The sequence below is a fragment of the Wolbachia endosymbiont (group B) of Eupithecia inturbata genome (assembly GCF_964030915.1).
Taxonomy (GTDB): domain Bacteria; phylum Pseudomonadota; class Alphaproteobacteria; order Rickettsiales; family Anaplasmataceae; genus Wolbachia.
This window is the reverse complement of record NZ_OZ034987.1, coordinates 1,452,853-1,478,674: the sequence shown is the minus strand read 5'-3', so window position 1 is coordinate 1,478,674 and position 25,822 is coordinate 1,452,853. Positions and strand designations below refer to the sequence as shown.

General features: G+C 34.5%; 16 protein-coding genes and 3 pseudogenes. 17 read left to right on the top strand and 2 right to left on the bottom strand.

Annotated features, from left to right (window positions below; all coding sequences use genetic code 11):
* Window positions 1–130: 130 nt before the first annotated feature.
* Window positions 131–1,284, bottom strand: a pseudogene (locus ACQH21_RS07140) (IS3 family transposase).
* Between the two features lie 69 nt (window positions 1,285–1,353).
* Between ACQH21_RS07140 and ACQH21_RS07135 the strand changes: the two are divergent.
* From ACQH21_RS07135 to ACQH21_RS07080, 12 genes and pseudogenes are all read left to right on the top strand, one after another.
* Window positions 1,354–2,268 (top strand): annotated as a pseudogene (locus ACQH21_RS07135) (DUF4815 domain-containing protein); the annotation flags it as partial.
* Between the two features lie 11 nt (window positions 2,269–2,279).
* Window positions 2,280–3,464, top strand: a complete 1,185-nt coding sequence (locus ACQH21_RS07130; protein ID WP_425384148.1) for a hypothetical protein — start codon at window positions 2,280–2,282, stop codon at window positions 3,462–3,464.
* 2 nt (window positions 3,465–3,466) lie between these two features.
* Entirely contained in the window at window positions 3,467–3,652 is a 186-nt protein-coding gene (locus ACQH21_RS07125; protein WP_425384147.1) for a hypothetical protein, read from the top strand.
* Window positions 3,649–5,107: pseudogene (locus tag ACQH21_RS07120) on the top strand (hypothetical protein). The gene ACQH21_RS07125 and the pseudogene ACQH21_RS07120 overlap by 4 nt, the downstream one beginning before the upstream one ends.
* A 6-nt stretch (window positions 5,108–5,113) precedes the next feature.
* On the top strand, window positions 5,114–5,671 hold the full coding sequence (locus ACQH21_RS07115) for a hypothetical protein (RefSeq protein ID WP_191110944.1): 558 nt from the start codon (window positions 5,114–5,116) through the stop codon (window positions 5,669–5,671).
* 15 nt (window positions 5,672–5,686) lie between these two features.
* The gene (locus tag ACQH21_RS07110; RefSeq protein WP_425384146.1) at window positions 5,687–6,844 is read left to right on the top strand and encodes a phage tail sheath subtilisin-like domain-containing protein; all 1,158 of its coding nucleotides are present in this window, start codon (window positions 5,687–5,689) and stop codon (window positions 6,842–6,844) included.
* A 14-nt stretch (window positions 6,845–6,858) separates the two neighbouring features.
* A complete protein-coding gene (locus ACQH21_RS07105; RefSeq protein WP_065094343.1) occupies window positions 6,859–7,359 on the top strand; it encodes a phage major tail tube protein in 501 nt (166 codons plus the stop codon).
* Between the two features lie 16 nt (window positions 7,360–7,375).
* On the top strand, window positions 7,376–7,627 hold the full coding sequence (locus ACQH21_RS07100) for a phage tail assembly protein (RefSeq protein ID WP_015588509.1): 252 nt from the start codon (window positions 7,376–7,378) through the stop codon (window positions 7,625–7,627).
* Between the two features lie 112 nt (window positions 7,628–7,739).
* Complete coding sequence (locus ACQH21_RS07095; RefSeq protein WP_353271015.1) at window positions 7,740–9,911, top strand: phage tail tape measure protein; 2,172 nt, start codon at window positions 7,740–7,742, stop codon at window positions 9,909–9,911.
* A 3-nt stretch (window positions 9,912–9,914) separates the two neighbouring features.
* Window positions 9,915–10,331 (top strand): phage tail protein, encoded by a 417-nt coding sequence (locus ACQH21_RS07090; RefSeq protein WP_191110947.1) that lies wholly within the window; start codon window positions 9,915–9,917, stop codon window positions 10,329–10,331.
* 10 nt (window positions 10,332–10,341) lie between these two features.
* Window positions 10,342–10,515 (top strand): tail protein X, encoded by a 174-nt coding sequence (locus tag ACQH21_RS07085; RefSeq protein WP_255586148.1) that lies wholly within the window; start codon window positions 10,342–10,344, stop codon window positions 10,513–10,515.
* A gap of 1 nt (window position 10,516) precedes the next feature.
* A complete protein-coding gene (locus ACQH21_RS07080; protein ID WP_425384145.1) occupies window positions 10,517–11,485 on the top strand; it encodes a phage late control D family protein in 969 nt (322 codons plus the stop codon).
* Here ACQH21_RS07080 and ACQH21_RS07075 read toward each other — a convergent pair.
* Entirely contained in the window at window positions 11,462–11,968 is a 507-nt protein-coding gene (locus ACQH21_RS07075; RefSeq protein ID WP_425384144.1) for an ankyrin repeat domain-containing protein, read from the bottom strand. The genes ACQH21_RS07080 and ACQH21_RS07075 overlap by 24 nt on opposite strands.
* Before the next feature lie 148 nt (window positions 11,969–12,116).
* Between ACQH21_RS07075 and ACQH21_RS07070 the strand changes: the two genes are divergently transcribed.
* The 5 genes from ACQH21_RS07070 to ACQH21_RS07050 all read left to right on the top strand — a co-directional run bounded on the left by ACQH21_RS07070 (window position 12,117) and on the right by ACQH21_RS07050 (window position 25,704).
* The gene (locus ACQH21_RS07070) at window positions 12,117–12,335 is read left to right on the top strand and encodes a hypothetical protein (RefSeq protein WP_191110950.1); all 219 of its coding nucleotides are present in this window, start codon (window positions 12,117–12,119) and stop codon (window positions 12,333–12,335) included.
* Window positions 12,310–13,260 carry a patatin-like phospholipase family protein gene (locus tag ACQH21_RS07065; RefSeq protein WP_425384143.1) on the top strand — a complete coding sequence of 317 codons (951 nt, stop codon included), beginning with the start codon at window positions 12,310–12,312 and terminating at the stop codon, window positions 13,258–13,260. The genes ACQH21_RS07070 and ACQH21_RS07065 overlap by 26 nt, the downstream gene beginning before the upstream one ends.
* Window positions 13,261–14,131: 871 nt before the next feature.
* Window positions 14,132–16,732 carry an ankyrin repeat domain-containing protein gene (locus ACQH21_RS07060; RefSeq protein ID WP_425384142.1) on the top strand — a complete coding sequence of 867 codons (2,601 nt, stop codon included), beginning with the start codon at window positions 14,132–14,134 and terminating at the stop codon, window positions 16,730–16,732.
* A gap of 170 nt (window positions 16,733–16,902) precedes the next feature.
* Window positions 16,903–17,907, top strand: a complete 1,005-nt coding sequence (locus ACQH21_RS07055; RefSeq protein ID WP_425384141.1) for an ankyrin repeat domain-containing protein — start codon at window positions 16,903–16,905, stop codon at window positions 17,905–17,907.
* A 372-nt stretch (window positions 17,908–18,279) separates the two neighbouring features.
* Entirely contained in the window at window positions 18,280–25,704 is a 7,425-nt protein-coding gene (locus tag ACQH21_RS07050) for an ankyrin repeat domain-containing protein (protein WP_425384140.1), read from the top strand.
* Window positions 25,705–25,822 lie beyond the last annotated feature (118 nt).

Below are 25,822 nucleotides of genomic sequence, written 5' to 3'. Positions count from 1 at the left end.
CTATGGAATGGAAGCTTTTAAAACAAGTCAAATATCTATTCAAATAACTAGAGGTGCATTGTTGTTTTGTGGAATGTTCTTATGACTGACCTTACCCAGAAAAAGTAGACAGAAAGTTAAGACGTTTTTGCTATGAGAATGATGAATCAAAAAGCTCAGGAATGCAATAGTTAATAGTAGAATGTCTACGCTGTTTATTATAAAAAATTTCTATATATTCAAATATTGCGGTTTTAGCTTGTTGTGCAGAGTGTTGTGAAGTATCAATGAGTAACTCTCTCTTAAGTGAACTAAAAAAGCTCTCTGAAACAGCATTATCATAACAACAACCTTTGTGACTCATACTAGAAGTAATATTTTTTGTACTTAGTAAAAATTGATAATTTTTAGAGGTGTATTGCGATCCTTGATCGCTATGAAATAGTAGATTTTTAGCAGATTTGCGCCTACCAATAGCCATGAATAACGCATCTATAACTAATTGCCTATTTACTGCATTACTCATTGACCAGCCAATCACCATGCGTGAATATAAATCTATTATTGCTGCCAAATATAACCATCCTTCATTAGTTTTTATGTACGTAATATCAGTTACCCATATCTTGTTAGGTTGATCAGCGATGAAATTCTGATTTAATATGTTAGGAGTTATAACTCTATTGTCTATTTGTGGTTTTTTACTTTTAAACTTTCGTCTAAGCTTAGCTTGAATGCCATTTTTCTGCATAACATTTTGCACTGTTTTGATGTTATAATTTTTACCTAAAGCCTTTAATTCAGCGTGAATTTTAGGAGCTCCGTATCTGCATTGTGATGCTCGATATACCTTCTGAATATCTTGTATGAGCTCTTCTCTTATTGATTTTTTGTTGTTTTTTTCCTTAGTAATCCATTTATAATAACCACAAGCAGATACGTTCAAAAATCTGCATAATTCCCGTATTTTATAGCAGTTTTCATGTTCTTTTATAAAAGAATATTTTACTCTTTTTGGTTTGCAAAATATCCCAGGGCTTTTTTTAAAATGTCTCTTTCCCTCGTTACTCTTGCCAGCTCTTTCTTTAAATCAAACTTTTCTTTGTCACAATGAGCTACTTTCCCTTTTCCTGGAAACGCATCTACTCCAGACATTCTATCATTGTATGTTTTTACCCATCTGCTTAATGAATCACCGCTAATACCCAAATCTCTTGCTATTTTTGCTGATGATTGACCTGTTTCTTTTACTAGTCTTATAGCTTCAATTTTGAATTCTGCTGTATATTCTTTTCTTTTTGTCATACCACACCTCTTTGAAAAAACGTTTTATTTTACTTCAAAAACGTCTTAACTTTCTGTCTACTTTTTCTGGGTAAGGTCACAGCTCCTGGAAGTAGTTATCAAATAACTTACCGCTGTCGTACTCATGTAAGCCCTGAAGATATAAGTGAACAGGGATGCAAAGTAAAAGGAGCAGTTGATAACAGCTTGGTTCTGATTGATTACACCTGGAAAATGCCCCGCTATGATTTAATTACTATCGATAGCAAAGGAGCAGTAAGGAGAATAAAAGGTATAGCTCACCCTTGGCGACCATCGATGCCTAAAGCGCCCTCTGGACAACTTTTGCTCTGCTACATTCATCAGACGTGGAAAAACGGAGAAAAAGAAGGGGTAAAAATAGTGAATAATGCTATTCATGCTGTACCGATGAATGAGCTTGAAGCAATGAAAAAAGGAATAAATGATCTTTATGCTCTAGTTGCACAGGAACGTTTACGCAATGATGCAAATTCAAGAGAACCTACCACCAAAAAAGGAGTATTTGTTGATTCGTTCTTTGATGATGATATGCGTGATCAAGGAATTTCGCAGTCTGCAGCAATAGTAAATAGAGAGCTAGTTCTGCCAATAGATGTAGAAGTTGCAGATATTGAAAAAGGTGGGGAAAGATATCTTTTGCCTTATAAACTTGAACCGGTACTGGAGCAGCTTTTACAGACTAAAGGAGAAAAGATCAATCCATATCAAGCTTTTGATCCAGTCCCGGCGCAAATTACTCTAAATAAAAACATTGACCACTGGACAGAGGTTACCACGAATTGGAAAAGTCCAGTAACTAGAGTATTTAATGTTAAAGAAACAACAGAGCTGCTGTCAAGTACTTCATACGAAGCTGAATTTATGAGAGAAGCAGTACAGAATTTTGAAATTGAAGGTTTTGAGCCAAATGAGAAGCTTAAAGAGATAAAATTCGATGGCATCGTCATTCAACCCGTGGCATAGGGGGAAAAAAAGTGGAAGCTAACAACCAGGGAAAATTAAAGGGAAAGGTGAAAGTACCAGCAAATATTCCAGCAGGTACTAAATTAGTACAGTTCTTCGGTGATAAAGGCAGTTATGGAGAAGCAACTTATACTGGTAAAAAAACAATTACCATAGAGGAAAGAAGAAGAGTTATCGCAGCAAGAAGAGTTGATCCTTTAGCGCAAACATTTACTCTAAATGAAAGTAGGCACATAGGAGGCGTGGAGCTATGGTTTGTAAATAAAGGCAAAAAACGTGTTGTTGTGCAGATTAGAGAAACAGCAGTGGGAATGCCCTCGCAGACTGTCATTGCTGAAAGTTATATTGAGCCGAAAGATATAAAAGTAGATGGCACAGCAACACGTATAGAATGGCCACCAGTGTTTTGCCATGCAGGACAAGAGTATGCAATAGTACTGCTTACTGATGATCCTTGTACTGAAATAAAGGTAGCAGAGCTTGGCAAATATGATGCAGTAAATAGCCGTTGGGTAACAAGTCAGCCATATCAAGTAGGAGTATTACTTTCATCTAGCAATGCAAGCACCTGGACTCCACATCAAAATTTAGATTTAACGTTTCGACTACTAGCTACAAAATTTAGCGAAAATTCTTACGTTATTGATCTTGGCAAAGTTACAGCAACCAATACTTCAGATTTAATTGTTTTGACAAACGTCGAAAAAGTAGCATTTGATACCAATGTAGAATTTATCTTAATAGATGAAGAGGGAAAAGAAAATTTTCTATCTGATAACTTGCCACTTGCACTGCGTGAAAGACTATCTGGAGAGCTAACAGTAAAGGCAAGCCTAAAAGGAGGGCGAGAAAAAAGTCCAGTGCTATATCCTGGGTTACAGCTAGTTATGGGTAATATAGGGGAAAAAGGAGATTATGTTACAAGAAGTATTACAGCAGGAGCTAATACTAAAATCACCATAACGTACGATGCGCTGATACCTGGCACTGCAGATGTTAAAGCTTATGTACAAAAAAGCAACAGTGATTGGCAATTAGTAAATTTAACATCAGGAAAACCAATAGGGGAAAATTGGGTAGAGAGAACTCATGTGCTATCAAACTTTAACGCCAATGAGACAAGGATAAAATTGGTTTTAAGTGGAACAGTTGTCTATCGGCCAAAAGTCAAAAATCTACGAGTTATTGTAACGTAGAAATGCCAGATGACCAAACCAAAAGAGGATATCCTTTGCCACATCCAGAGAACATAGCTGCACAAGATGTAGTGCGTATCCGCACAAGCATAGAAAAAATAGATGAAGATATGAGTGAAAGAGAAGATGAACTTAAAAATAATTTTGAACGATTTAGATTTGAAACTTTTTTGAATTTTTGGGAATGAAAGAAGCAATATACCAAAGGATAAAGGATTTAGCAGCAAATAGCACGGCTGATCAACTGGCATATCTTGCAAAATCGCTGGAATTGATAGCAGATAAAAAAGCTATTGCTGACATTGTACAAATAACTGAAGTAAAAGAGATAATTGATGCACTACAGAGAAGGCTTAAAGATTTAGCAGGAAGTAGTACACCAGATCAACTAGCATATCTTGCTAAAGCACTGGAATCAATAATCGACAAAAGTGCGGTTTCTGAAATTGTACAGATGACAGATGGTAAGTTAAAAGAACTCTTGAGCGCTGCAAGGACGCACTTAAGTGACATAAATAGCAATAAGGAAAATTCAATATCTGCAATAACTGAAGCGAAAACAGATTCTGTCAATGAAATTAACAAGCTTAGGGATAATTCTTTAAATACTTTAAAAGCATCATCAGATTCTCATATATCGCTACTTGATACGAGAAAGAATGCCAATATTGCAGCAATAAATAGCATTAGTAACAGTCATAAAGATGGTCTTAAAGGTTTAGTAGAAGATTTTCGTGCTGTTAATAATGTACCACCTGGCTCATCAATTATAGGAGAAATAGAAACTCGAATTAAAAACATCCCTTATAAACGAGATAAAAACTAGAGATGATGAGCTGAAAGTGTCGCTTACACAAGAAATAAGAAAGCGCAACATGGTTGAACCAGGGTCATTACCTTTCTTATTTGGTGTACTTGGCAGAAAAAATAATTATTTTGGCCACGGAACTTTTACGACAGAGCTTGGAAAGTGGAGTAGTGATATAACAAAAACTGACTATATGTTACAACTACTAGCAGGTAGCCATACGTACAATACAGATTACGTTAGTTTTTATCGGCCAAGACAACTAAGTTTTATAGAGGGAAGTAAAGGAACATTTATTTACGGAGAGTTATGCACAAAAAGTTTTTCGGGTAGTTATGATGAGATATACTATTACCCGTATGCTGCACTTGGAGTAGTATTTGTAAAAAATACAACCAATGTGAACATAAATAAGACAATGGAATTTGTTGGATCATCGTATTCGAGTACGGAGTATGGGGGAGCAGGATTATTTGTGGGAACACCAGATAATACCAATTCTAATAAATCAAGAATTTCAAGAATAATATGGAAAAATGTTTACCAATACACGAGTTCTGATAGCAAATTAGCTGGATCTGGTAATGTGGAGATTCCAGCAGGAAAAACAGTTGCAATATTACTTTACACATCATCTTACCTGTATTCCAGAACACAAGTTAGTCAAGGTATGCTTGCATCAAATTATGTACACAACTATGGTCAATTTATTCAGTGGGGGATTTATAACATACGTAGCAATGTTCTAACTACAGGACTTGAAGTAGATGTGGAGAGAACGCTAAAAGCTTGGCAATGTCCAGGATTATCTAACACGTATGAGATTTGGAGGTAACAAACAATGTCTATCTACGTTAGATTTGAAAATGATAAACAAGTAGAAACAACAACACTTGAAAGCAAGCCAACTGAAAATGATTGGTATGAAGCACCAGAAGATTTTGATTGGCAAAAAAGCTATTGTTTAACAGAAGGAGGCAAAATTGCTCAGCGGAATCAAGAAGATATTGAATTGGAGTTACTACAAAATGCGAAGTTTTCTGCACTTTCTAACCTTCATGCTTATTATGATAACTATACTCACCAATACGCAGGATATTCTCATCAGAAGTCTAAGTCGTACGAAATACAAGCAAAAGCCGCAGAGAACATTTTAGCAGCACCAGAATCTATAGACAAAAAAGATGCAGAAATTATAGAGCCATTAGCAAAAGTCCGAGGAATTTCAGTAGTAGAAATGGCAAGAATAATTCAGGAAAAAGCAAAAAGAGCGAAAAAAGCAATAATCAAGTGCGAAGAATTGGTGGATATAGCTGAAAGGGAAATCGGTGAAGCTAAAAGTAAGGAAGAGCTGCAAACTTTGCTAGATGATTGTAAACAAAAAATGCAAGAAAGTTGAAAAGGGGAAAAAGAAATGACAGAACAGTTTCTACATGGAGTAAATGTTATCGAGGTTACCTCAGGAGCGAGGACAGTACGAACAGCTAAATCATCGGTAATTGGAGTAATTGGTACTGCACCTGATGCTGACGAGCAAAAATTTCCACTAAATAAACCAGTGTTAGTTGCAGGAAGCTTAAAAGAAGCAGCAAAACTTGGTCAATCTGGGACTTTGCCTTCAGCTATTAATGCAATTTTTTCCCAAATTGGTGCAACAGTAGTAGTTATTCGAGTTGAGGAGAAAGTAGAAGAGACGCTCAGCAATGTCATTGGTGGAGTTAACGAAGAAACTGGAGAATATCAGGGAATTCAAGCGTTCTTAAGCAGTGAAAGCATAGTTCATGTTGCGCCAAGAATACTAATTGCACCTCAGTTTACTCATCAATTATCTGGAGATGCTGGAAATCCAGTGGTTAGCGCTTTAATTCCTATAGCAGAAAAGCTAAGAGCAATAATAGTAGCAGATGGACCAAATACCAATGATGAAGAAGCAATAAAATGGAGAAAAAGTGTAGGCAGCTCAAGAGTTTATGTTGTTGATCCGTGGGTTAAGGTTTTTATTGAAGGAAAAGAAGAAATTCTCCCTCCAAGTTCATTTGTAGCTGGTTTAATAGCTAAGATAGATAGCGAGCAAGGCTTCTGGCACTCACCTTCAAATAAAGAGATAAATGGTATTGTTGGAACAAGCAGGCCTATTGATTTTACGCTCGGTAACATAAATTGTAGAGCAAACCACTTGAATGAAAATGAAGTAACAACGATAATTCATCAAAATGGCTATAGGCTTTGGGGAAATAGAACATGTTCAAATGACTCAAAATGGGCTTTTTTGTCAGTGAGAAGGACTGCAGATTTAATCAACGATAGTCTACTTCGAGCTCATTTATGGGCAGTTGATCGCAATATTACCAAAACTTATATAGATGATGTGATTGAGGGGGTAAATTCTTATCTTGCAAATTTAAAAGCGCAAGGGGCGATTATTAGCGGAAAATGTTATGCAACTCCAGAGCTCAATACACCAACAAATATTGCAAGCGGAAAAGTGTCTTTTGATTTTGAGTTCACGCCACCATATCCAGCTGAACAGATTACTTTCAGGTCACACCTTGTGAGTGGCGCAATATTGTAAAAGGAGAAAGAGAGATGTTACCAAAGATCCTAAAGAATTTTAACGTATTTGTTGATGGTCGTGGCTATGCAGGAAAAATAGATGAAGTAACCTTGCCAAAACTTACCATAAAAACAGAAGAATACAGAGCTGGTGGTATGGATATTCCAATAAATATTGATATGGGCATGGAAAAGCTTGAAGCAGATTTCACTTTTTCTGAATATGACTCTGAGCTCTTTAGACTTTTCGGATTGATAAACAATAATGCTGTTTCTCTTACTTTAAGAGGAGGTTTGCAGGGAAGTAGTGATGCCGAATCAGTAGTAATTAACTTAAGAGGGCTCTTTAAGGAACTTGATTTTGGTAACTGGAAGGCTGCTGAAAAAGCAACACTAAAATGTATAATTGCTGCCAACTATTATAAGCTTACCATTGATGGCAGAGAATTGATTGAAATTGACGCTGAGAATATGATTCGCAAGATCGATGGTGTTGATCAAATGACTTCTATGCGCACAGCTTTAGGAATTTAACTAAAAGGGTAAAACAATGCAAAAAATTAAATTAACTGAACCAATAAAAATCGATGGAATTTTAGTTTCAGAGCTAACTCTACGCCGTCCAAAAGTTCGAGATCGTTTAGCTGTTGAACGTATGGGTAATAGCGATGCAGAGAAAGAAGTAGCACTGATTGCAAATCTTGCAAGTATTTCAAGAGAAGCAGTAGAAGAATTTGATTTAGCAGACTACAATAAGATTCAAGAAACGTTACAAGGTTTTTTGTCTCAGCAGAAGAATTGAGGTTGAGCATATTATCACTTAGCTCAATGGTTGGTGGTGGAATCAATCAGTGGCTTGATATGGATATTGAAGAATTTATTACTTGGTTTGAAAGTAGCGGAAAATTATACAAATGAAGGCAATTTCTATAGTAATTGGAGCAACACTGCAAAGCAGTTTTAATAGTACGATAGCAGGTAGCACGAAGCAACTTTCTCGTATTGGTAGTACGATAAAACAACTTGAATCATCAAGTAAATCAGTATTCAAGTTTAAACAATTAAGCCACGATGCTCTGCTTGCTAGGCGTTCTTGGAATGAACTGGAAATAAAAACAAAATCTCTGGCTAAACAGATAAAAAATGTAGAAGCACCAAGTAAGAGCCTGCAAAATGAATTTACAAGATCCAAAGCTGCAGCACTGAAAGCTAAAACGGCTTATTTACAAAAAAGAAGTGCTCTCCACCTACTACGCACTGAGTTCAGTAAAAGTGGTAGAGATATAAAATCTCTTATTGGAGATCAAGTTAAACTTGGCTCTTCTATTGAAAAGCTTAAAAATAACTATACAGCTTTAAATTCCGTAATGCAAAAACGTAAAGGAGTTTTAGCGCAAAGAGCAAATTTCAAAGCTCAAATGATGGATGCTGTGGCACTTGGCCTCACCCTTGCAGCACCACTTAAGGCTGCAATTAGTTTTGAGAGTGCCATGGCTGATGTAAAGAAAGTTGTAAAGTTTGAAGATACAGATGTAAATGGCTTGACAAAACTTGGTGAAACATTAAAGGGGATGTCACGAACAATTCCGCTATCTGCAGCAGAACTTGCGCAAATTACTGCAAGTGGTGGGCAGCTTGGTATTGAAGCTAAGGATCTTACGGTTTTCACAGACACTGTGGCCAAGATGGCAACTGCATTTGATATGTCAGCAGAAGAGGCAGGAGATGCTATTGCTAAGCTCTCTAATATTTACCAAATTAAAATTGGTGAAATGAAAAGCGTTGGTGATGCGATAAATCATATCTCTGATAACACTGCCGCAAAAGCTAAGGACATTGTTCCTGCACTAAACAGAATTGGTGGTACGGCAAGGCAATTTGGCTTAACTGTAGCGGAAGCAGGAGCTCTGGCAAGTAGCTTCATTAGTCTTGGCAAAACTCCTGAAAAAGCAGGTACGGCAATCAATGCAATGCTTAGCAAGCTGCAAACAGCAAGTAAACAGGGTGGAAACTTTCAAAAAGCTTTTCAGCAGCTAAAAATAAATGCTAAGGAATTTGAGAAAGCAATTGGCAAGAATGCACAAGGCACATTAGTTAAGTTTTTAGAAACAATTGCAAAACTAGATAAGCAAGAACGTTCTAGCGTTCTCTTTGATCTCTTTGGCCTTGAATATCAAGATGATATAGCACTACTTATTGGTAGTCTTGATGAATACAAAAAATCTTTACGATTAATAAACGGGGAATATAAGGGCTCAATGCAAAGGGAGTTTGAAAATAGAGCAAATACTACAGCAAACAACCTTCAGTTACTTAAAAACTCAATAGCAGAAGTAGGAATGAATCTTGGTTCTGTACTATTACCACCTTTAAATTTTACTGTTAATCTTCTGAGGTCAGCAACTACACAAGTAGCACTTTGTGCCAAGGAATATCCAGTACTGACTACAGTGATCATAAGTACGATTGCAACATTGATTAGTATTAAAATAGCAGCCATATCTCTTGGATATGCTTGGACTTTTGTAAAAGGTTCCTTATTTGCTCTTTTATCTACTTGGAAAATGTTTGGATCTGTTGTTACTTTGGTAAAAATAGGTCTTTCTGCAGTTTTTCCAGCAATAATTGCTGGATTTAAAGCATTGACAATTGCCGTAATGAGCAACCCTATGGGGCTGATTATTGGTGGTCTTGCTGTTGCTGCAACTTTGATAATTACCAAATGGCAAGTGGTAAAGAACTTTTTTGTTACTATCTGGGAATCGGTAAAAATTGTATGGAAATCTTTTTCTGATTGGGTAGGAAAGTTTTGGAATAATATTACTCAGCCTTTTAAAACAATCAATAATCTATGGAGCAAAAAAAATGAGGCTAAACTAGAAGTTAGATCTGTAAGTAATACTATAAGCGACGCCCTTAAGCACCCAATTGCAGCGCACAATAAGACTATAGAGAATAAAACACACAATAATCACTTTAATGTTAATATTCACCCAAGCTCTGGACAAGACGTACGTAGTATTGCTGATGAAGTAATGGAGCGAATTAGAGAGCAATTTAGTGGCGCACTTTATGATATAAATTAAATTATGCTGTCTCTTGGTCCATATAGATTTTCATTAACTGAGCGAGGTTTCACACGCAGGAATGAATATCGCTGGCCTGCACTTGAGCGTATTGGAGAAAAGCCATTACTTCAAAGTATTGGTCCTGGAGAGGACGTTATTGAGCTTGCGGGAGTAATCTATTCAGGAGGACTGGGGCAAATAAATAATATGCGAAATTTATCGAAACCTCTTTTACTCATTGATGGCCAAGGTAACATTTTAGGCCATTTTGTTATTGTGAAAATAGAAGAAACGCAGAGATATTTTTTTCCAAATGGTGAAGCAAGAAAGATTGAGTTTCACTTAAGTTTGAAGCACTATGATAACGTGTTGTCAGACGGATCACTAAATAATCCAGTTGATGATATACAACTTGATAATGATATATTACAAAACTAAGGAAAATGATATGTTAGATTTAATCTGCTGGAACTACTATGGATTCAGCTCAGGAGCAGTTGAGATTGTGTTAAGAGCTAATCCTGGGCTTTCAGAGTACGAACTTCTTCCTGCAGGATTAATCATTAAACTTCCTGTTATTCAAAAAGAGACACAAAAGCAAGTAGTAAAACTATGGGATTAAAATGACACCAGACTTTAGTATTTCAGTAGAGGGAATTTTAATCACTGAGTTGATAAAAAGTCGGTTAGTATCAATGCATATTACTGATGAAGCTGGAGTAATAAGTGATACTGCTGTAATTCATCTTGATGACCGTGATTCATTATTTGAAATTCCTAGAACTGGGGCAAAGCTAAATATTTTACTTGGGTATAAAGAAACTGGCATTGTGCCGATGGGAGATTACATAGTGAATGAAATTACGCTACAAGGCCCGCCACAATCACTAAAGATTAAAAGTCATGCAGCGGATCTAAAAGAGTCATTAAAGGAACAAGTGTTTAATGAGTGGCATCAAATCACCTTAAATGATTTGGTAAAAAAGATTGCAGACAAACATGGCTATCAAGCTAAGGTTGCTGCAGAGTTTGCAAATATCATGATATCACATATTGATCAGACTGCAGAGAGCGATATGCATTTTTTAACCAGGCTTGCTCAAATTTATGGAGCAATAGCAAAACCTGCTGGAGGGTATTTACTGTTTGTTTCAAAAGGAAAAGCAAAGTCAGTTACCGGAAAAACTTTAAGCACTATTACTTTAACACCTAGAGATATTACAAATTGGAAAGTAAAATTTAATGAGCGTAATCAATATGGCTCGGTTATTGCTTACTGGTATGATTATGAAAAAGCAGAGACAATAACGGAAAAAGTAGGTGATCAAGAACCAAGCTATATTTTGCGAGATATTTATGCAAGTAGTGATTTGGCACAAAGTGCAGCATCTGCGAAGTTGAATCAGCTGATGAGTAATGCAGCAACACTCAATGTCACAATGCCAGGAAATCCTGAATTATTTGCTGAAGCAAAGATTAATCTTTCTGGATTTCGCAAAGGAGTTTATGGTAAATGGATAATAAATAGGGCTGAGCATGTAATTGATAACCTTGGCTATCGTACTATATTAACAGTAGTTATGGGAAAATAAATTGATAATTTCCTCATAAATATCTTCTTTATTATTGTTTAATTCCTCTACAGCAAGATCTAAAGGAGTTTTTTTATCTTTGTTTTTAGCAAGAGGATTTGCTCCATTTTTCAGTAGAAATTTAACAATTTCCAAGCGTCCTTCCTGTGCAGCATAGTGCAAAGCTGTCCAGCCAAAAGCATCAGTAGTGTTTACATTAATGCCTTCTTCAATTAGAAATTTTACAACTTCCAAACAGCCTCCGCTTGTAGCATAGTGTAATGATGTTGCACCAAAATGATGAGTAGCATTGATATCTACTACATTTTTTATTAAGGATCTTACAGTATCTAAATTACATTTTTCAGCTGCAGTAGATAATGTTTCCAGATCATTGCCACTTGCCTTACTTTTTATTGGCACATCTTTTGATAATTGGTCTGTACTAAAGTGCTGATACAGAACAATAACGCATATCATCGGTATTATTGAACTTGTTAACAATTTCCAAAAAAGGCTAGATTTCATGTTGATTATATTATTTACATCGCTTGTTTAGTGCAACTAATTAACTTTATTTTAGAAAAGATTTTTTGGACGTATTTTTGATGAATCTTGTATATGTATATATACAACTTTTCCTTTAAAAAAGATGACAAACACAGGAAAGATTCCTATGGCAGTAATTGCTACTATGGTGATACAAACAATAGCATTGATCTGGTGGCTAGCTAAGCTCGACTTAAGAGTGCATATGCATGATAAATTTATAGAGCAAAATCAAAGGACTACAGAAATCATCTATCGCCTTGAAGAAAGAGTTAAAAATCTTGCTGAAGAAGTTAATGAACTTGAGCAGAAACACAAATAAAAAAGTAGCAAAGTATATTTTATCCGTTGATGGAGGTGGAATTAGAGGAATCATTCCTGCCATTATTCTAGCAGAAATTGAATCTAGAACAAGAAAGCCAATTTCCCAGATTTTTGACTTAATGGCAGGAACCTCAACCGGTGGGATTATTGTTGCTGGACTTTGTAAAAGCAATAAACCTCAATACTCTGCCAATGATTTAGTTGGACTTTACCAAGAGTATGGAGCTTATATCTTTCAATCATCATTTTGGAGAAAATCAATTGCTTCTTGGCTGAGTGGTTCTCAGTACTCGTATAGAAATATGGAATTTATTCTCAACAAATACTTTGGTGAAAGTACTATGGCCGATGTTGCAAGTAATCTACTGCTCACCAGTTATGACATTCACAATAGTTGTGAATTTTTCTTCAAAAGTTGGAAAGAAAAAAACATTAAGTTGAAAGATGCACTCAGAGCTACAACAGCTGCTCCAACGTACTTCACACCAAAACGTCTGAAAATTAGCCAAACAGAGAGAGTGTTGATAGATGGCGGAGTGTTTGCTAATAATCCAGCAGCTTGTGCATATGCAAGTGGCAAGAGATTATTTCCAAATGATGAGATTATACTGCTATCAATAGGCACTGGTGGAACAGATAGAAGTATAAAGTATGCTAACTCAAGGAAATTTGGCAAAATAGGGTGGATCAAGCCACTACTGAATGTGATGTTCGCTTCTGGATTGGATTGCGTTGATTATCAACTAGAACAAGTAATAGATGATAAATACATAAGAATACAATCGCAATTGAAAGTAGCATCGACTGAGATGGACAATATTACACTCAAAAATATCAAATTTCTTCAGCAAGAGGCAAGTAAAATGATAGAGGATAACCAGAAAGTGATAGACAAATTCTGCAAGCAAAATCGAAAACTATAACTGAGCTAGAAAAACAAAATAAGCGAGTTTCTAGTATCTACTTTAATAAATTTACTAAAATATTTTTTTAATATTATATATTGAATACAGAAGCACAAGAATTTCATCCAGTAATGCAGATAATTAATTATGTAATCACCTTTATTGGTATTTTAATATATTGTGTAGAAATCAGTAAACTAATGTTGCTTTTAATTCAGGTTAAGTTTTGGAAGCATGATTTTCAAGTTCCTCAATAGATAAATCTGTTATTTTAGAAATAGCATTAACAGAAACGTCCAACATAAGTAGATTATTTGCAACCTTTATTGACTCTGCTTTGTAAATCAGGAATGTTGCACCAAATGTTGACATTAAACTTTATGATATGAGGTATCTTTGATGTTTTTACGCTACTAAATTCATGATATCCATCTCTTGGCGATTTAAGCCTATTTTTAGAGTATTTATAAAAAGACGATAAGACCCCTTCTACATCTAAAGCCTAAAATGCAATTCTCAGATGATCTCTGACAGACGTTTTTTTCATCAACACATTCAAAACAATAAAAAGATTGAATATTTCTTCACAATTGTGTATAATTATTAATGCTTTGGTGCACGTAACGATTATACTTTAAAAAGAATGTTGGCTACTGAGAAGAATGAAGACATCTTCATCAGAAAAAAAAGGGGCAAAAACAGAGAAAATTGATGTAACTACTTAAGGCAGGTGTCTCTATTGCAGCTGAGACAGCTGATCACTCATGATCAAATAAAAAAGTTATAAGCACACAGATTGGATCACAGTATCTTTTTTAAGAAGAAGATTTATCTTGCTTAAAAACTTGTAGATACTATATTTTACATAAATTCTTCATGCGAGGCCTTTATGTTTACTAATAGAATATCTAATAATCTGGATCAGCTGCAATTTTTTGTAGAGTTTTTAAATGAAAACTATGAAACTCAGAAACATCTTAGTCTTACGCCGCTACATTTAGCAGCAGGAAATGGTCAGTTGGATTTAGTCAACACTTTATTAGGAGAGGGTTTAGATATTAACTCAGAGATTAAGTACGATGCCTTTACGCCACTGTATTTTTCAATTGCAAAAAATCGCTTAGAGATGGTTAACTTTCTTATTACTCATGGAGCAGATGTAAACCATAAGACCATTCTAGGCTTTACACCTTTAAGTTTTGCATCCCAGCAAGGATATTTAGATATAGTCAACACCTTGATTGCAAATGGAGCAGATCTTAGTACTAAAACAGATAAACTTAATACACCTTTACACCTAGCAGCAGAGAATGGTCATCTAGATATAGTAAATGTTTTTATTGAAAAGGGATTAGATGTTAATGCTGTAAATAATGATCGAGCAAGACCTTTGCATTCTGCAGTACAAAATGGTAACCTCGAAGTAGTTAAAGCTCTTATTTCACAAGGGTCTAATATTAACGCTGGATCTTCAGGCATAGGTAATCATAAAGTTGATGCAAACATTACACCCTTACATCTGGGAACACAAACTGGTAGGTTAGATATAGTTAAAGTTCTGCTTGAAGCGGGAGCAAACGTTAATGCAAAAACAGATGATAAGATTACACCTCTACATTTAGCGTCTCAAAATGGCTTTTTAGAGTTAGTAGACATTTTACTAAAAGCAAAATCTAATGTTAATGCTAAGGATTATGAGAATCTTACACCTCTACATTTAGCAGCAGAACGTAATCACTTTGGAGTAGTTAAGTCTCTTCTTCTCGTAAGGGGAATTGATGTTAATGCTAAGGACCACGATAATTCCACAGCTTTACATATAGGATCTCAGAATGGTCACTTAGAAGTAGTGAAGCTACTAATAGAGAAAAAAGCCAATGTTAATGCTAAAAAAAACGAAGGTTTTACACCTTTGCATCTAGCAATTCAGCAAAGTCATTTCGAGGTGAGTGATTTTTTAATTAAAAATGGAGCAAACATTAACACCGTGGATGATCAGAATTGGACTCCTTTACATAATGCAGCATATAATGGTTTTTCTTTAAAAATAGTAGAGAGCTTAATTGCAAAAGGAGCAAATATAAATGCAAAGATGGATGATGGTAGAAGAGCTCTACATTTGGCAGCAGAACATAATCGCTTGGAAATAATGAATTTCTTGATTGAAAATGGAGCAGATATTAATGCTCTAGATAACAGAAGTTGGACTCCTCTACATTGTGCAGCATATGATGGTAATTTAGAAGTTGCTAAATCTTTGCTTGATAAAGGAGCAGACATTAATGCTAAAACAGTTAAAAGTACTACACCTCTACACTTTGCAGTAGACCATGATCATTTAGAGGTGGTTGAATTGCTCTTAGAAAAGGAAGCAGATATTAATGCTTTAGATCACACAAATTGGACTCCTTTACATTTTGCAGCAGAAAAAGGTTATGATCAGATAGCAACCGTTCTATTGAAACATGGTGCTGATGTAAATGTGAAAGAAAATCAAAATAAAGGCACAGCCCTACATCTTGCAGCTCAATATGGTCATCCTAAGGTAGTTAAAACTCTTATTATAAATGGAGCGGATGTTAATGCAAAAATGGATAAAAATGCTACGCCTTTACACTTAGGGGCACAAATTGGTAATTTAGATATAGTTAGGTCTCTACTTATGAGCGGAGCATACTTTAATGCTAGAGCTGAAGGAGGTAGATATGTTTTACCATTACACTTTGCGGAAAGAAGAGGAAACCCAGAAGTAATAAAATTACTAAAATTGGTTGAGAAGTTATTTAAGGCTATAGAAGATAATAATTATTTAGGAATTGAGAGTTCCATTAGAGATGGAGCAATCATTGATTCGAAAAACGTGGATGGAAGAACGCCATTACATTATGCTGTTAATAATGGGCACATAAAAGTTGTAAATATCTTGCTAGCAAATGGAGCTGATGCTACTAAAGTTACTAACAAAGGTAATACACCATTACACACTGCTGCTTCCAAAGGTCATAAAGAAATTATTGAAGCTTTGTTACAACGTGTAAGCCACAATAAATTGAGTGATTTTATTAATGCTAAAACAATAGTTAAAGGCACTGCATCGTTGCATGTTGCTACTGAAAATAGCTTTTTTGAAGCTGTAAAGTCTTTGTTGAAACATGGTGCAATTTATAACATCAAGAATAAAGAAGGTAAAGCACCACTTGATCTTTCTCGAGACCAAAATATTACTAACCTATTGAAATTAGTAGAAGAGCTGTTTGAGAATGCAAAAAATGGTAATGTTGAAATTATCAGTAAGCTGAAAGCAATAAAACCTGATGAGCGCGTAGCTGTAACAAATGCTCGTGATGATCAAGGCAAGTCATTAGTCCAGGTTGCAGTAATCAATAAACACTCAAACCTTGCAAGTAGATTATTAGAAATATTAAAAAGTCCAGATCAGAGTTTACAAGATGTCAGCGTAGAAAATCGAGTAAAGAGTTTAAAGTTATAGCTCTCTTAAATGAAACTCTAATGAGGGTGCCAAGATCTAGAAAATATACAAAAATTTTGTTACAAAATAGTGAAATTTAGGAGGATTTTAAAAATATGCTAAATAATAATATTAACAAAGAATTAGAAAAAGCAGTCTATGAATGAAACTTAGAAAAAGTTAAAGCTCTTTTGTCTGCAGGTGCTAATGCTAACCTTAGAGTAGAAAGGAATAGAGATACGTTACTTCATACTACTAGTAGTGTAGAAATTACTAAAGAGCTTTTGTTAGGTGGTGCCGAAGTCAATTCAAGAAACATGTATAGTGAAACTCCACTACATTCTGCTATAACACTGGGGAAGGAATTAGAATTAGTTAGAGAACTTCTGAAACATGGTGCTGATGTAAATGCAACAAACCGTAAAGGCAATACTGCACTGAACCATGCTGTAAAAAAAAGTGGTAAAAATCTGGAAGTAGTTAAAGAACTATTAGAATATGGAGCTGATATTAATATAAGAAATCGTGAACGACGGCTTTATGATAATTGTTCCACATCTTTAGATAACGCTGTAAGTGATCTAGCATGCGCTAAATTGTTGATTAAATTTACTTTAGTAAGGAACTTCAATAAGGATTACGGAAAAATTATTGACTTATCTCCTTATAAAGGATGCAGTAATTACAGTAAATTATCAAGTTATCTAGATGACTGTGTTTGTGAAATTCTTCAAATGAAAACAGATGAAATAAAAGATAGCCTTCCACTATATGAATTTGTTACAAATAACTTCAACATACATGTACTATATAATAATCAATTATCTGTAAGACTAGCAAAAATTGATTATTCCATACGCTATCCTATATATAATGATATCATATTAGATAAGGTAAAACCTTTTTTAGAAAGAGCAGATTTGTTAAATAAGTTAAGTAAGATACAATTTTATACTAAATTAGATGTGGCAGATCAAGATGCCAAAGAAAAGAAAATTATTCTGGATCATGATTCTACATATAATATAACTGAATATCTATCTAATGATAACTTGTTAAACTTTATAGTAGCGTTTGATGATTCCAATAAACGTACTTTTCAATCTTTAAGTTCCTTAAATAATCTCGTAGAGCCTGGTACAAGACTTTATGAAACTTCTATAAGTAATGATACCAAACGTGCAAGATTAGAATAAATACATTTTTTGTCAGTACTAGAGTTTTTTATGAACAACAATTAGTCGTATGGTTCCAGAGAGGTGATACATAAGAGATTGCTATAATGCCAAAACACTAAACTTAGTGCTTTTTTATGTAAGTTGATCATCATTTCTCTTTGTTGTTTTCAAACGGGTTATTATTAGTAGGTGTTACTAAAAATTTAAACAACCAACACATTTCCCACACCCAAAATCAAATGTTGTGAAGGCTTTTCGTCCTGAAATTGCAGGATTAGTAGATATTCTCTCAAAAATATTTTATTAACAAAAGATGCTATTTTAATTTTTGCCATATTAAGTAAACTTTGCTATTCTAATACTGGTGTAAATATATCTCAGAGAGGGTTTATGCATGTACCTAAACAACAAACCAGTTTTTATCAAGAAGATAAACAGTTTTTATCACGTTCTTACACATCAAAAGAGGAGTTTATTAGAGAATATAAAAAGCTCTACCGCAGAAAAGCAAAAGCTGAAGAACTTTATCTCCTGGTTTTAACTGAACTTGAAGAGGCAATATCAGATGGTAATGTCGACAGCTTAAAAAAATTAAGCAATTTTATTGATTACATAAGTGATTCAGAAGATCAAGTAACTTTGAGAGACTATTATGATAATGCTAACAATCCTGTTAAGAGTACTAACTTAGTTATCTTAGCTTGTAAACACAATAAGGTAAAGATTTTAGAATACCTACTTGGCAATAATAGTAAAATTCTCAGTAATTTATCTGTTGGCATCAGAGAAACTACTATATTACCAGATGATGAGGATGAAACATGCCATAATGCGTTTTATTATGCTATACGTTCAGGTAATGTTGAACTTCTTGATACACTCATTAATAAATGGCCAGGTAATTATTTTGCTGTTCATTTCAGGGAATTAGATGAAATTCTTTCACGAGCTTATGAGGAATTAAAGCTAAAGAACGTATTATTATCAGAAGAGATAGAAATTTTTGTTGAAAATAAATTGATAAACCTCCGTTTTTTCTCTAGTGCTTCTGGACAAGATCAGAATGTGAAGAGTTATCTTAATAACATAAGAGAGCGGATTGAGTTAGTACTTCAAAATATTAGCCTGTTAAAGGCAGAGTATTCAAACACAGAAAAAGTAGATGAAAAGTTTTTATTCATAGCAAAATTTATTGCACAAAATATTCATATATTAAAGCGGCAGTTGAAATCAACCTACGATAGACTACCTTGGGAAGAAATGGAATTTTGTTTGATCAGTTTTGTTTCTTCTCACATAAAACGACAGGAAATGAATCTATTCTATAATGCCACATTGAATAAAAGTAAAATACTAGACCACTTGGAAAATTTTGCAAAGAAACTTAAAGAAGAAAAAGATATTATAGAAGGTGTGGACATTGGTAAATTTGCTGATCTCCCGAAGTTAAAACGTGAGAGGGTTGTTGCAGAGATCGTTAGCAATTATCCTCAATTTGGAGAGTTGTATAGCGATTATCAACAAATTAGGGATATTCATTCTTTAGAGAAAATAAGTGATTATATAAAGTTGGCATTATCAGCTAATCCTAAAGAAAGGGAAGGACAGTTAATTATTACAAGGGTTTTACAGGTTATTGGTGAATATTTAAAAAACACTCTAGAATCTCCCAAGTTATCTAGCACTACAAGCGAGCTTCTTCTACTATCATTACCAAAGAACACAAGAGAAGTCATTATAGATTTACGTAATTCACTGTCACATGCTTACTCGCTCTCTAAAAGAACAGAGATTGAGGAAAATACAGATGTTAACTTTTTTATTGGTGTTCAAAATGATACTAAAAGAATCGATAATGTAATTACTGATATTCTTTACAATAACAAGATTAAAATAGTCATAATGTTGCTAAAGAAAATTACCAGTAGTGAAAACTTAGACGAGATAAAAGAAGTTGCTGGAATATTTAGTAACGTTGAATTAGATGAAATGATTACAGAGAGTTTTAAAGTGATGGAACATGATAAGCTTGAAAAACTCATAAAAGAATTAAGCAATAATATAACTGAAAAGACGAATTATGAAAAGGAGCTGTTTAATAAAATTGATAACATAATCAATTTTGCAAAAACTAAATCAAAAAATATCAGAACTGATTATGTTACGGCGTTTATATCATTAAAGAGCTTAGATGTTGGTTTGAATGACAATAAGATTGACCATAATGTTATTAGAGGAATAAAATTCTTTGCTAATAAAACACTAGAGAATATTCCTTCCCAAATAGAGTCTCACAATCTTAAAGAAATAGCCGAACTATCAATGAAAATTTCTCATAGTGTTAGGTCAAGAATACAGGATGACAACCTTGATAAAGTAAATAGATTAACTTGTGAGATTTTTTACATTGCTGAACTTGGAACAGGTGACCTTAAATGGATTGAGGAATTAAGAAACAAGTTGAATGAGAAAGGTTCGTTTATTCCTATACATAAACAAAGGAAGGCTTACAACATAACAGAAGAAAAATACAATAACCAGCTTGAACTGAAGTTATCTGAACTGAAAAGTATTTTGAGGAATAACGCATTAAGTGGCAAGTTAACTGAAAAGCTTCCTTCCTACAAGAGGAATAAAAAGTTGCAAGCAGTAGTAGAAATGCTTGTTCTGGATATAATGTCAATTTTAGGTAGATCAGAGAAGCATCTAGAAAACAATCTACTTTTTTTAGATGATAACACTCCTTTATTAACTGGAAAATGTTTGCGTAATCATTTAGCACACGATAATACCTTAGTTGATGTATTGCTATCTGATCCCTCAATAGCAGTTATCTTGAACGCTAAAAAACTTATTTCAGAAAATGTAATAAAAAGTAAGAAGAAAATTGGCAAGTCGGTAAAAGATGATCCTTCCAAGCTGAAAGATAAATACGATCAAAACCTTATCACTATTACTAATCAGGAAAAAATGTTTGCTGCGTTGGAAGAAGGAAATCTTGAAGACTTAAAGAGTTATCTCAAAAAAGGAGCAGACATCAATGCTAGAAGTATTAACTCATGGACTACATTACATTTTGCTGCTAAGGGACCTAGTCTTGAAATTATAAAATTTGTTCTTAATCAAAACTTAGACGTTAATGTTAAAGATATTAATGGTCAAAGCCCACTACATATTGCTGCTGCATATGGAAGGAAAAATATTGTGGAATTTTTTATAGGAAAAACAGGTGTATATGTTGATGATCTAGATAATAGTGGCAAAACATCACTACATATTGCAGCTAAAAATGGTCACAAAGATGCTGTTGAAATTCTACTAAAAAATAATGCTAATACTAATACCAAAGATATAGCTGGTTTTTCACCTTTACACTATGCAATAAAAAACAATCATATTGATGTTGCTAAGATTATGCTGGAAAAAGAAGCGAATGTTGACATCAACGAAACTATGGGTGGCTTTACTTCACTACATATAGCTGCAGAAAGTGGTTATCTAGGGCTAGTTAATTTTTTACTGAAAAATGAGGCAAATGTTAATGCTAGAAATGACAGAGATTGGACACCATTACATGCAGCGGCGTTTAATGGCCATCTGGAAATAGTAAACGCTTTAATTCTGAAAGGGGCAAATGTTAATGCTAGTGTCATAAATGGTTGTACACCATTACACTATGCAATAGAAAACGGTCATGAAAAGATAGCTAATATTTTATTGAAGCATGGAGCTAATGTTAATGTTGTTGACAAAACCTATAATAACACACCTTTGCACTACGCAGCAAAAGATGGACATGAGAAAATTGTTAAGGCTTTACTGACAAATAAGGCAAATGCTAGTATTGCCACTGTGGAAGGTATAACCCCACTACATTTTGCAGTGCAGAGTGGCCACTTGAAGATAGTTGTTGCTCTTCTTGAGCATGGGGTTAACATTCGCGCTAAAGATAAAAATAATGCTACGCCATTACACTATGCAGCAGAGAGTGGTCATAAGGCAGTTGCTGAGCTTTTAATAAAAAATGGAGTAGAAATCAATGATAAAGCCAATAATAATCTAACACCATTACATGTAGCTGCTCTGAAAGGTCACAAAGATATTATTGAACTCCTAATAAGAAATAAAGCTGAAGTTAGAGCTCAAGACATTAAGGGTAGTACACCATTACATGCAGCTGCTATGAACGGTAGCAAAGATGTTATTGATCTCTTGATAAAAAATAAAGCTGAAGTCGATGCTAGAACTAATGATGGTATGACACCATTACATTCAGCTGCTCTAAATGGCCGTGGAGATGCTGTTGTTTTCCTAATAAAAAATAAAGCTGAAGTAAATGCTAAAGCTAATTATGGTCTTACACCGTTACATGCAGCTGTTGTAGAAGACCATAAAGACGTTGTTAATCTTTTAATAAAAAATAAAGCTAAAGTTAACGCGGAAGGTATTGCAGGCAGTACACCATTACATGTAGCTGTGGAAGCAGGTCATAAGGAAATCGTTGAGATTCTGGTAGCAAATGGAGCCAATGTTAATGTTAAGAGCAATAACCTAACACCATTGCTTTCTGCTATTAAATATAATCATAAGGAAATCGTCGAAGTTCTTATAGCAAATGGAGCTAGTGTTAATGTAGAAGGTGGTGAACCTTTATTACTCGCAGTTCTTGCTGGCTACAGAGATATTGTAGAGATTTTGCTAAGAAATAAAGCTTATGTTAACACAAAAGGTCCTGAAAATACTACACTATTGCATTTGGCTGCTAAAAGAGGTGATAAGGAGATAGTAAATGCTCTGATAACAAAAGGAGCTAATGTTGATGCTATGACTATTAATGGTACAACACCGTTATATCTTGCAGCACAAGAAGGTCATGGGGAAATTGCTGAAACTTTGATAGCAAATAGGGCTAATGTTAACATTGTAAATGTTGAAGGTGCTCCGCTACATATAGCTGCAGGACACGGCCATGATAATGTTGTTGAAGTCCTATTAAGTAATGGAGCAAAAATTAATGTTAAAGACAATAAGAGTAGAACATCTTTAGAATTAGCAGTGTCACATGGTCATTTGCAAGTGGTTAAAATGTTACTGCAGTATAAAAAAGTAGATATGAATGCTAAAGGCAATGATGATTGGACTATACTGCACATTGCTTCACAGGAAAGTAACTTGGAAATGGTAAAATGTCTAGTAGATGAAGGGTCTAATATTAATGCTAAAAATGCCTCTGGATCAAAGCCTATACACATTGCAGCTAGAGAAGGTTATAAAAATACCGTAGAGTTTTTCCTTAGCAAGGGGTTGAGTATTAATGAGCTTGGTGCAGCTAACCAGACATTACTACACTATGCTGCAATGAAAGGTCGGTTAGAAGTTGTAAAGTATTTGATAGCACAAGGTGCTGACGTTAATGCTAAAGATACTAATGGCTTAACCCCTATGCATATTGCTGCTAATTTTGGTTATAAAGACGTTATTGAAGTTTTATTAAAAAATGGTGCAGTTTATAACGCTGTTGACAAGCTTTGTAGAAGACCATTAGAAATGACTAACGATAAAGACGTTATCAATCTATTAGCATCAACTGAGAAATTATTTGAGGCTGTAAAACGTAATAGCTCTTCAGAGGTTGAGAATTACATTCAAGCAGGAGCGTTTGTTAATGCCAAAAATGCTGATAGTGTAACACCATTATATTATGCTGCATGGAAGGGCTATGATGGAGTTGTCAATATTCTATTACAAAATAAAGCTAATCCTAATGTGGTTGGTAACAAGGGGTTTACTCCTCTGCATTATGCTGCTAAGTTCTCTCACTTAAAAGTTGTAAAGGCCCTATTGTCTAATGGTGCAGTATACAATGCTGTCTCTGACAGTGGGAAAACACCATCAGATTTTACTGTGGATAAAAGTATAACTAGCTTATTTAAACTAGTCAGTGAATCATTTAAAAAGGTTAAAGATGGTAATGCTCAAGTTATTAATGACCTAAATAAGATAAAGGATATTGATACAGTAAAAGCAGTGATGAGTGCTCGTAATAGAGAGAACAAAACGTTAGTAGTTGCTGCAGTACATAGTAACTTTTCAAAAGTCGAGCAGTTGAAGCAGATATCGCAAAGTGACGTATCCGCTCAGATTGATACAGCTTTAGTGCTCTTGAATCAAGGCAATTACCAAAAAGCCTTAAGTATTTTCAGAAGCGCATTTGAAAGAAGAAAAGAAATACTAGGACCAGACAATCCTGGTACTTTAGATATTCAGACATATATAGCCAAAGTGCTATATAAGCAAGGAATTTACCAAGAAGCTTTAAATATGCTTGAAGAGATTTTTCAGAAACAAAAAGAAATGCTGGGTTTAAACGATAAGGATACTTTAAGTACAAGAAGTACAATCGCTTTAGTGCTGCATAGACAGGGGAAAGATGAAGAAGCTTTTAATATTTATCAAGAAGTCTATCAGAGACAAAAGGAAATACTAGGGTCAAATCATTCAGATACCTTAAATACTCAGTTTCACATGGCATTAGTATTAGATAAACAGGGAAAATATGAAGAAGCGTTAAATATCAATAGGGCAGTTTTTGAAAAGAGGAAAGAAACACTAGGTACACATGATCTAGCCACTGTGAGTGCCAAAAATAATATAGCAATGGTACTAGCTAACCAAGGTAAATACGAAGAGTCCTTAAAAATCTATAAAGAGGTTTTTGAAAAGAAGAAAATAATTTTAGGTATTAATCATGCTGATACCTTGAGAACGTTACATAACATTGCTGGGGTACTCTTCAATCAAAATAAACATCATGAAGCCTTGAAAGCTTTTCAAGAGGTTTTAAATATCCAGAAAAAAGCTTTACAACAAAATCACCCAGAAACCTTGAATACTCAATACAACATAGCAAATGTACTTTTTGCTCAAGGGAAATGGATCAGCGCACTTAAAGTCTACAGAGAAAGTTTTGATCAAAGAAAAGCTGTTTTTGGACCAAGTCATCCGAGTGTTTTAGATATTTTAAAAAAGATAGAGATGATTAATTTTAGATTTAAGCTTGAGGGTAGCGAAGCATCAGAGGTTCTCCAGCATCTGCAGAAAGATATCAACATTGCTGCTAGTAAAGGTGATATACGAACTGTTCAGCGTCTGTTAAAAGATGGAGCTGATGCCAACGATAAAGATATTGATGGAAGAACACCGTTGCATTACGCTGTTAGCAATGGACACATAGATATAGTAAACATCTTACTAACAAATGGAGCTAATGTTAGTCAAGTTACTAATAAAGGTAATACACCATTACACACTGCTACTTCCAAATGTTACAAAGAAATTGTTGAGGTTCTGTTACAACATATCAGTCGTGATAAATTAAATGACTTTGTTAATGCTAAAACTACTTCTAGTGGTACTACATCACTTCATGTTGCAGCTAAAGGTGGCTCCTTGGAAGTTGTAAAATCTTTATTAAAACATGGTGCAATTTATAACATCAAGAATAAAGAAGGTAAAGCACCACTTGATCTTTCTCGAGACCAAAATATTACTAACCTATTGAAATTAGTAGAAGAGCTGTTTGAGAATGCAAAAAATGGTAATGTTGAAATTATCAGTAAGCTGAAAGCAATAAAACCTGATGAGCGCGTAGCTGTAACAAATGCTCGTAATGATCAAGACAAGTCATTAGTCCAGGTTGCAGTAATCAATAAACACTCAAACCTTGCAAGTAGATTATTAGAAATATTAAAAAGTCCAGATCAGAGTTTACAAGATGTCAGCGTAGAAAATCGAGTAAAGAGTTTAAAGTTATAGCTCTCTTAAATGAAACTCTAATGAGGGTGCCAAGATCTAGAAAATATATAAAAATTACAGTGGACTTTACATCTTACTAATTATAAATTAACTTACTACCTAATCAATTCCTGAGTTA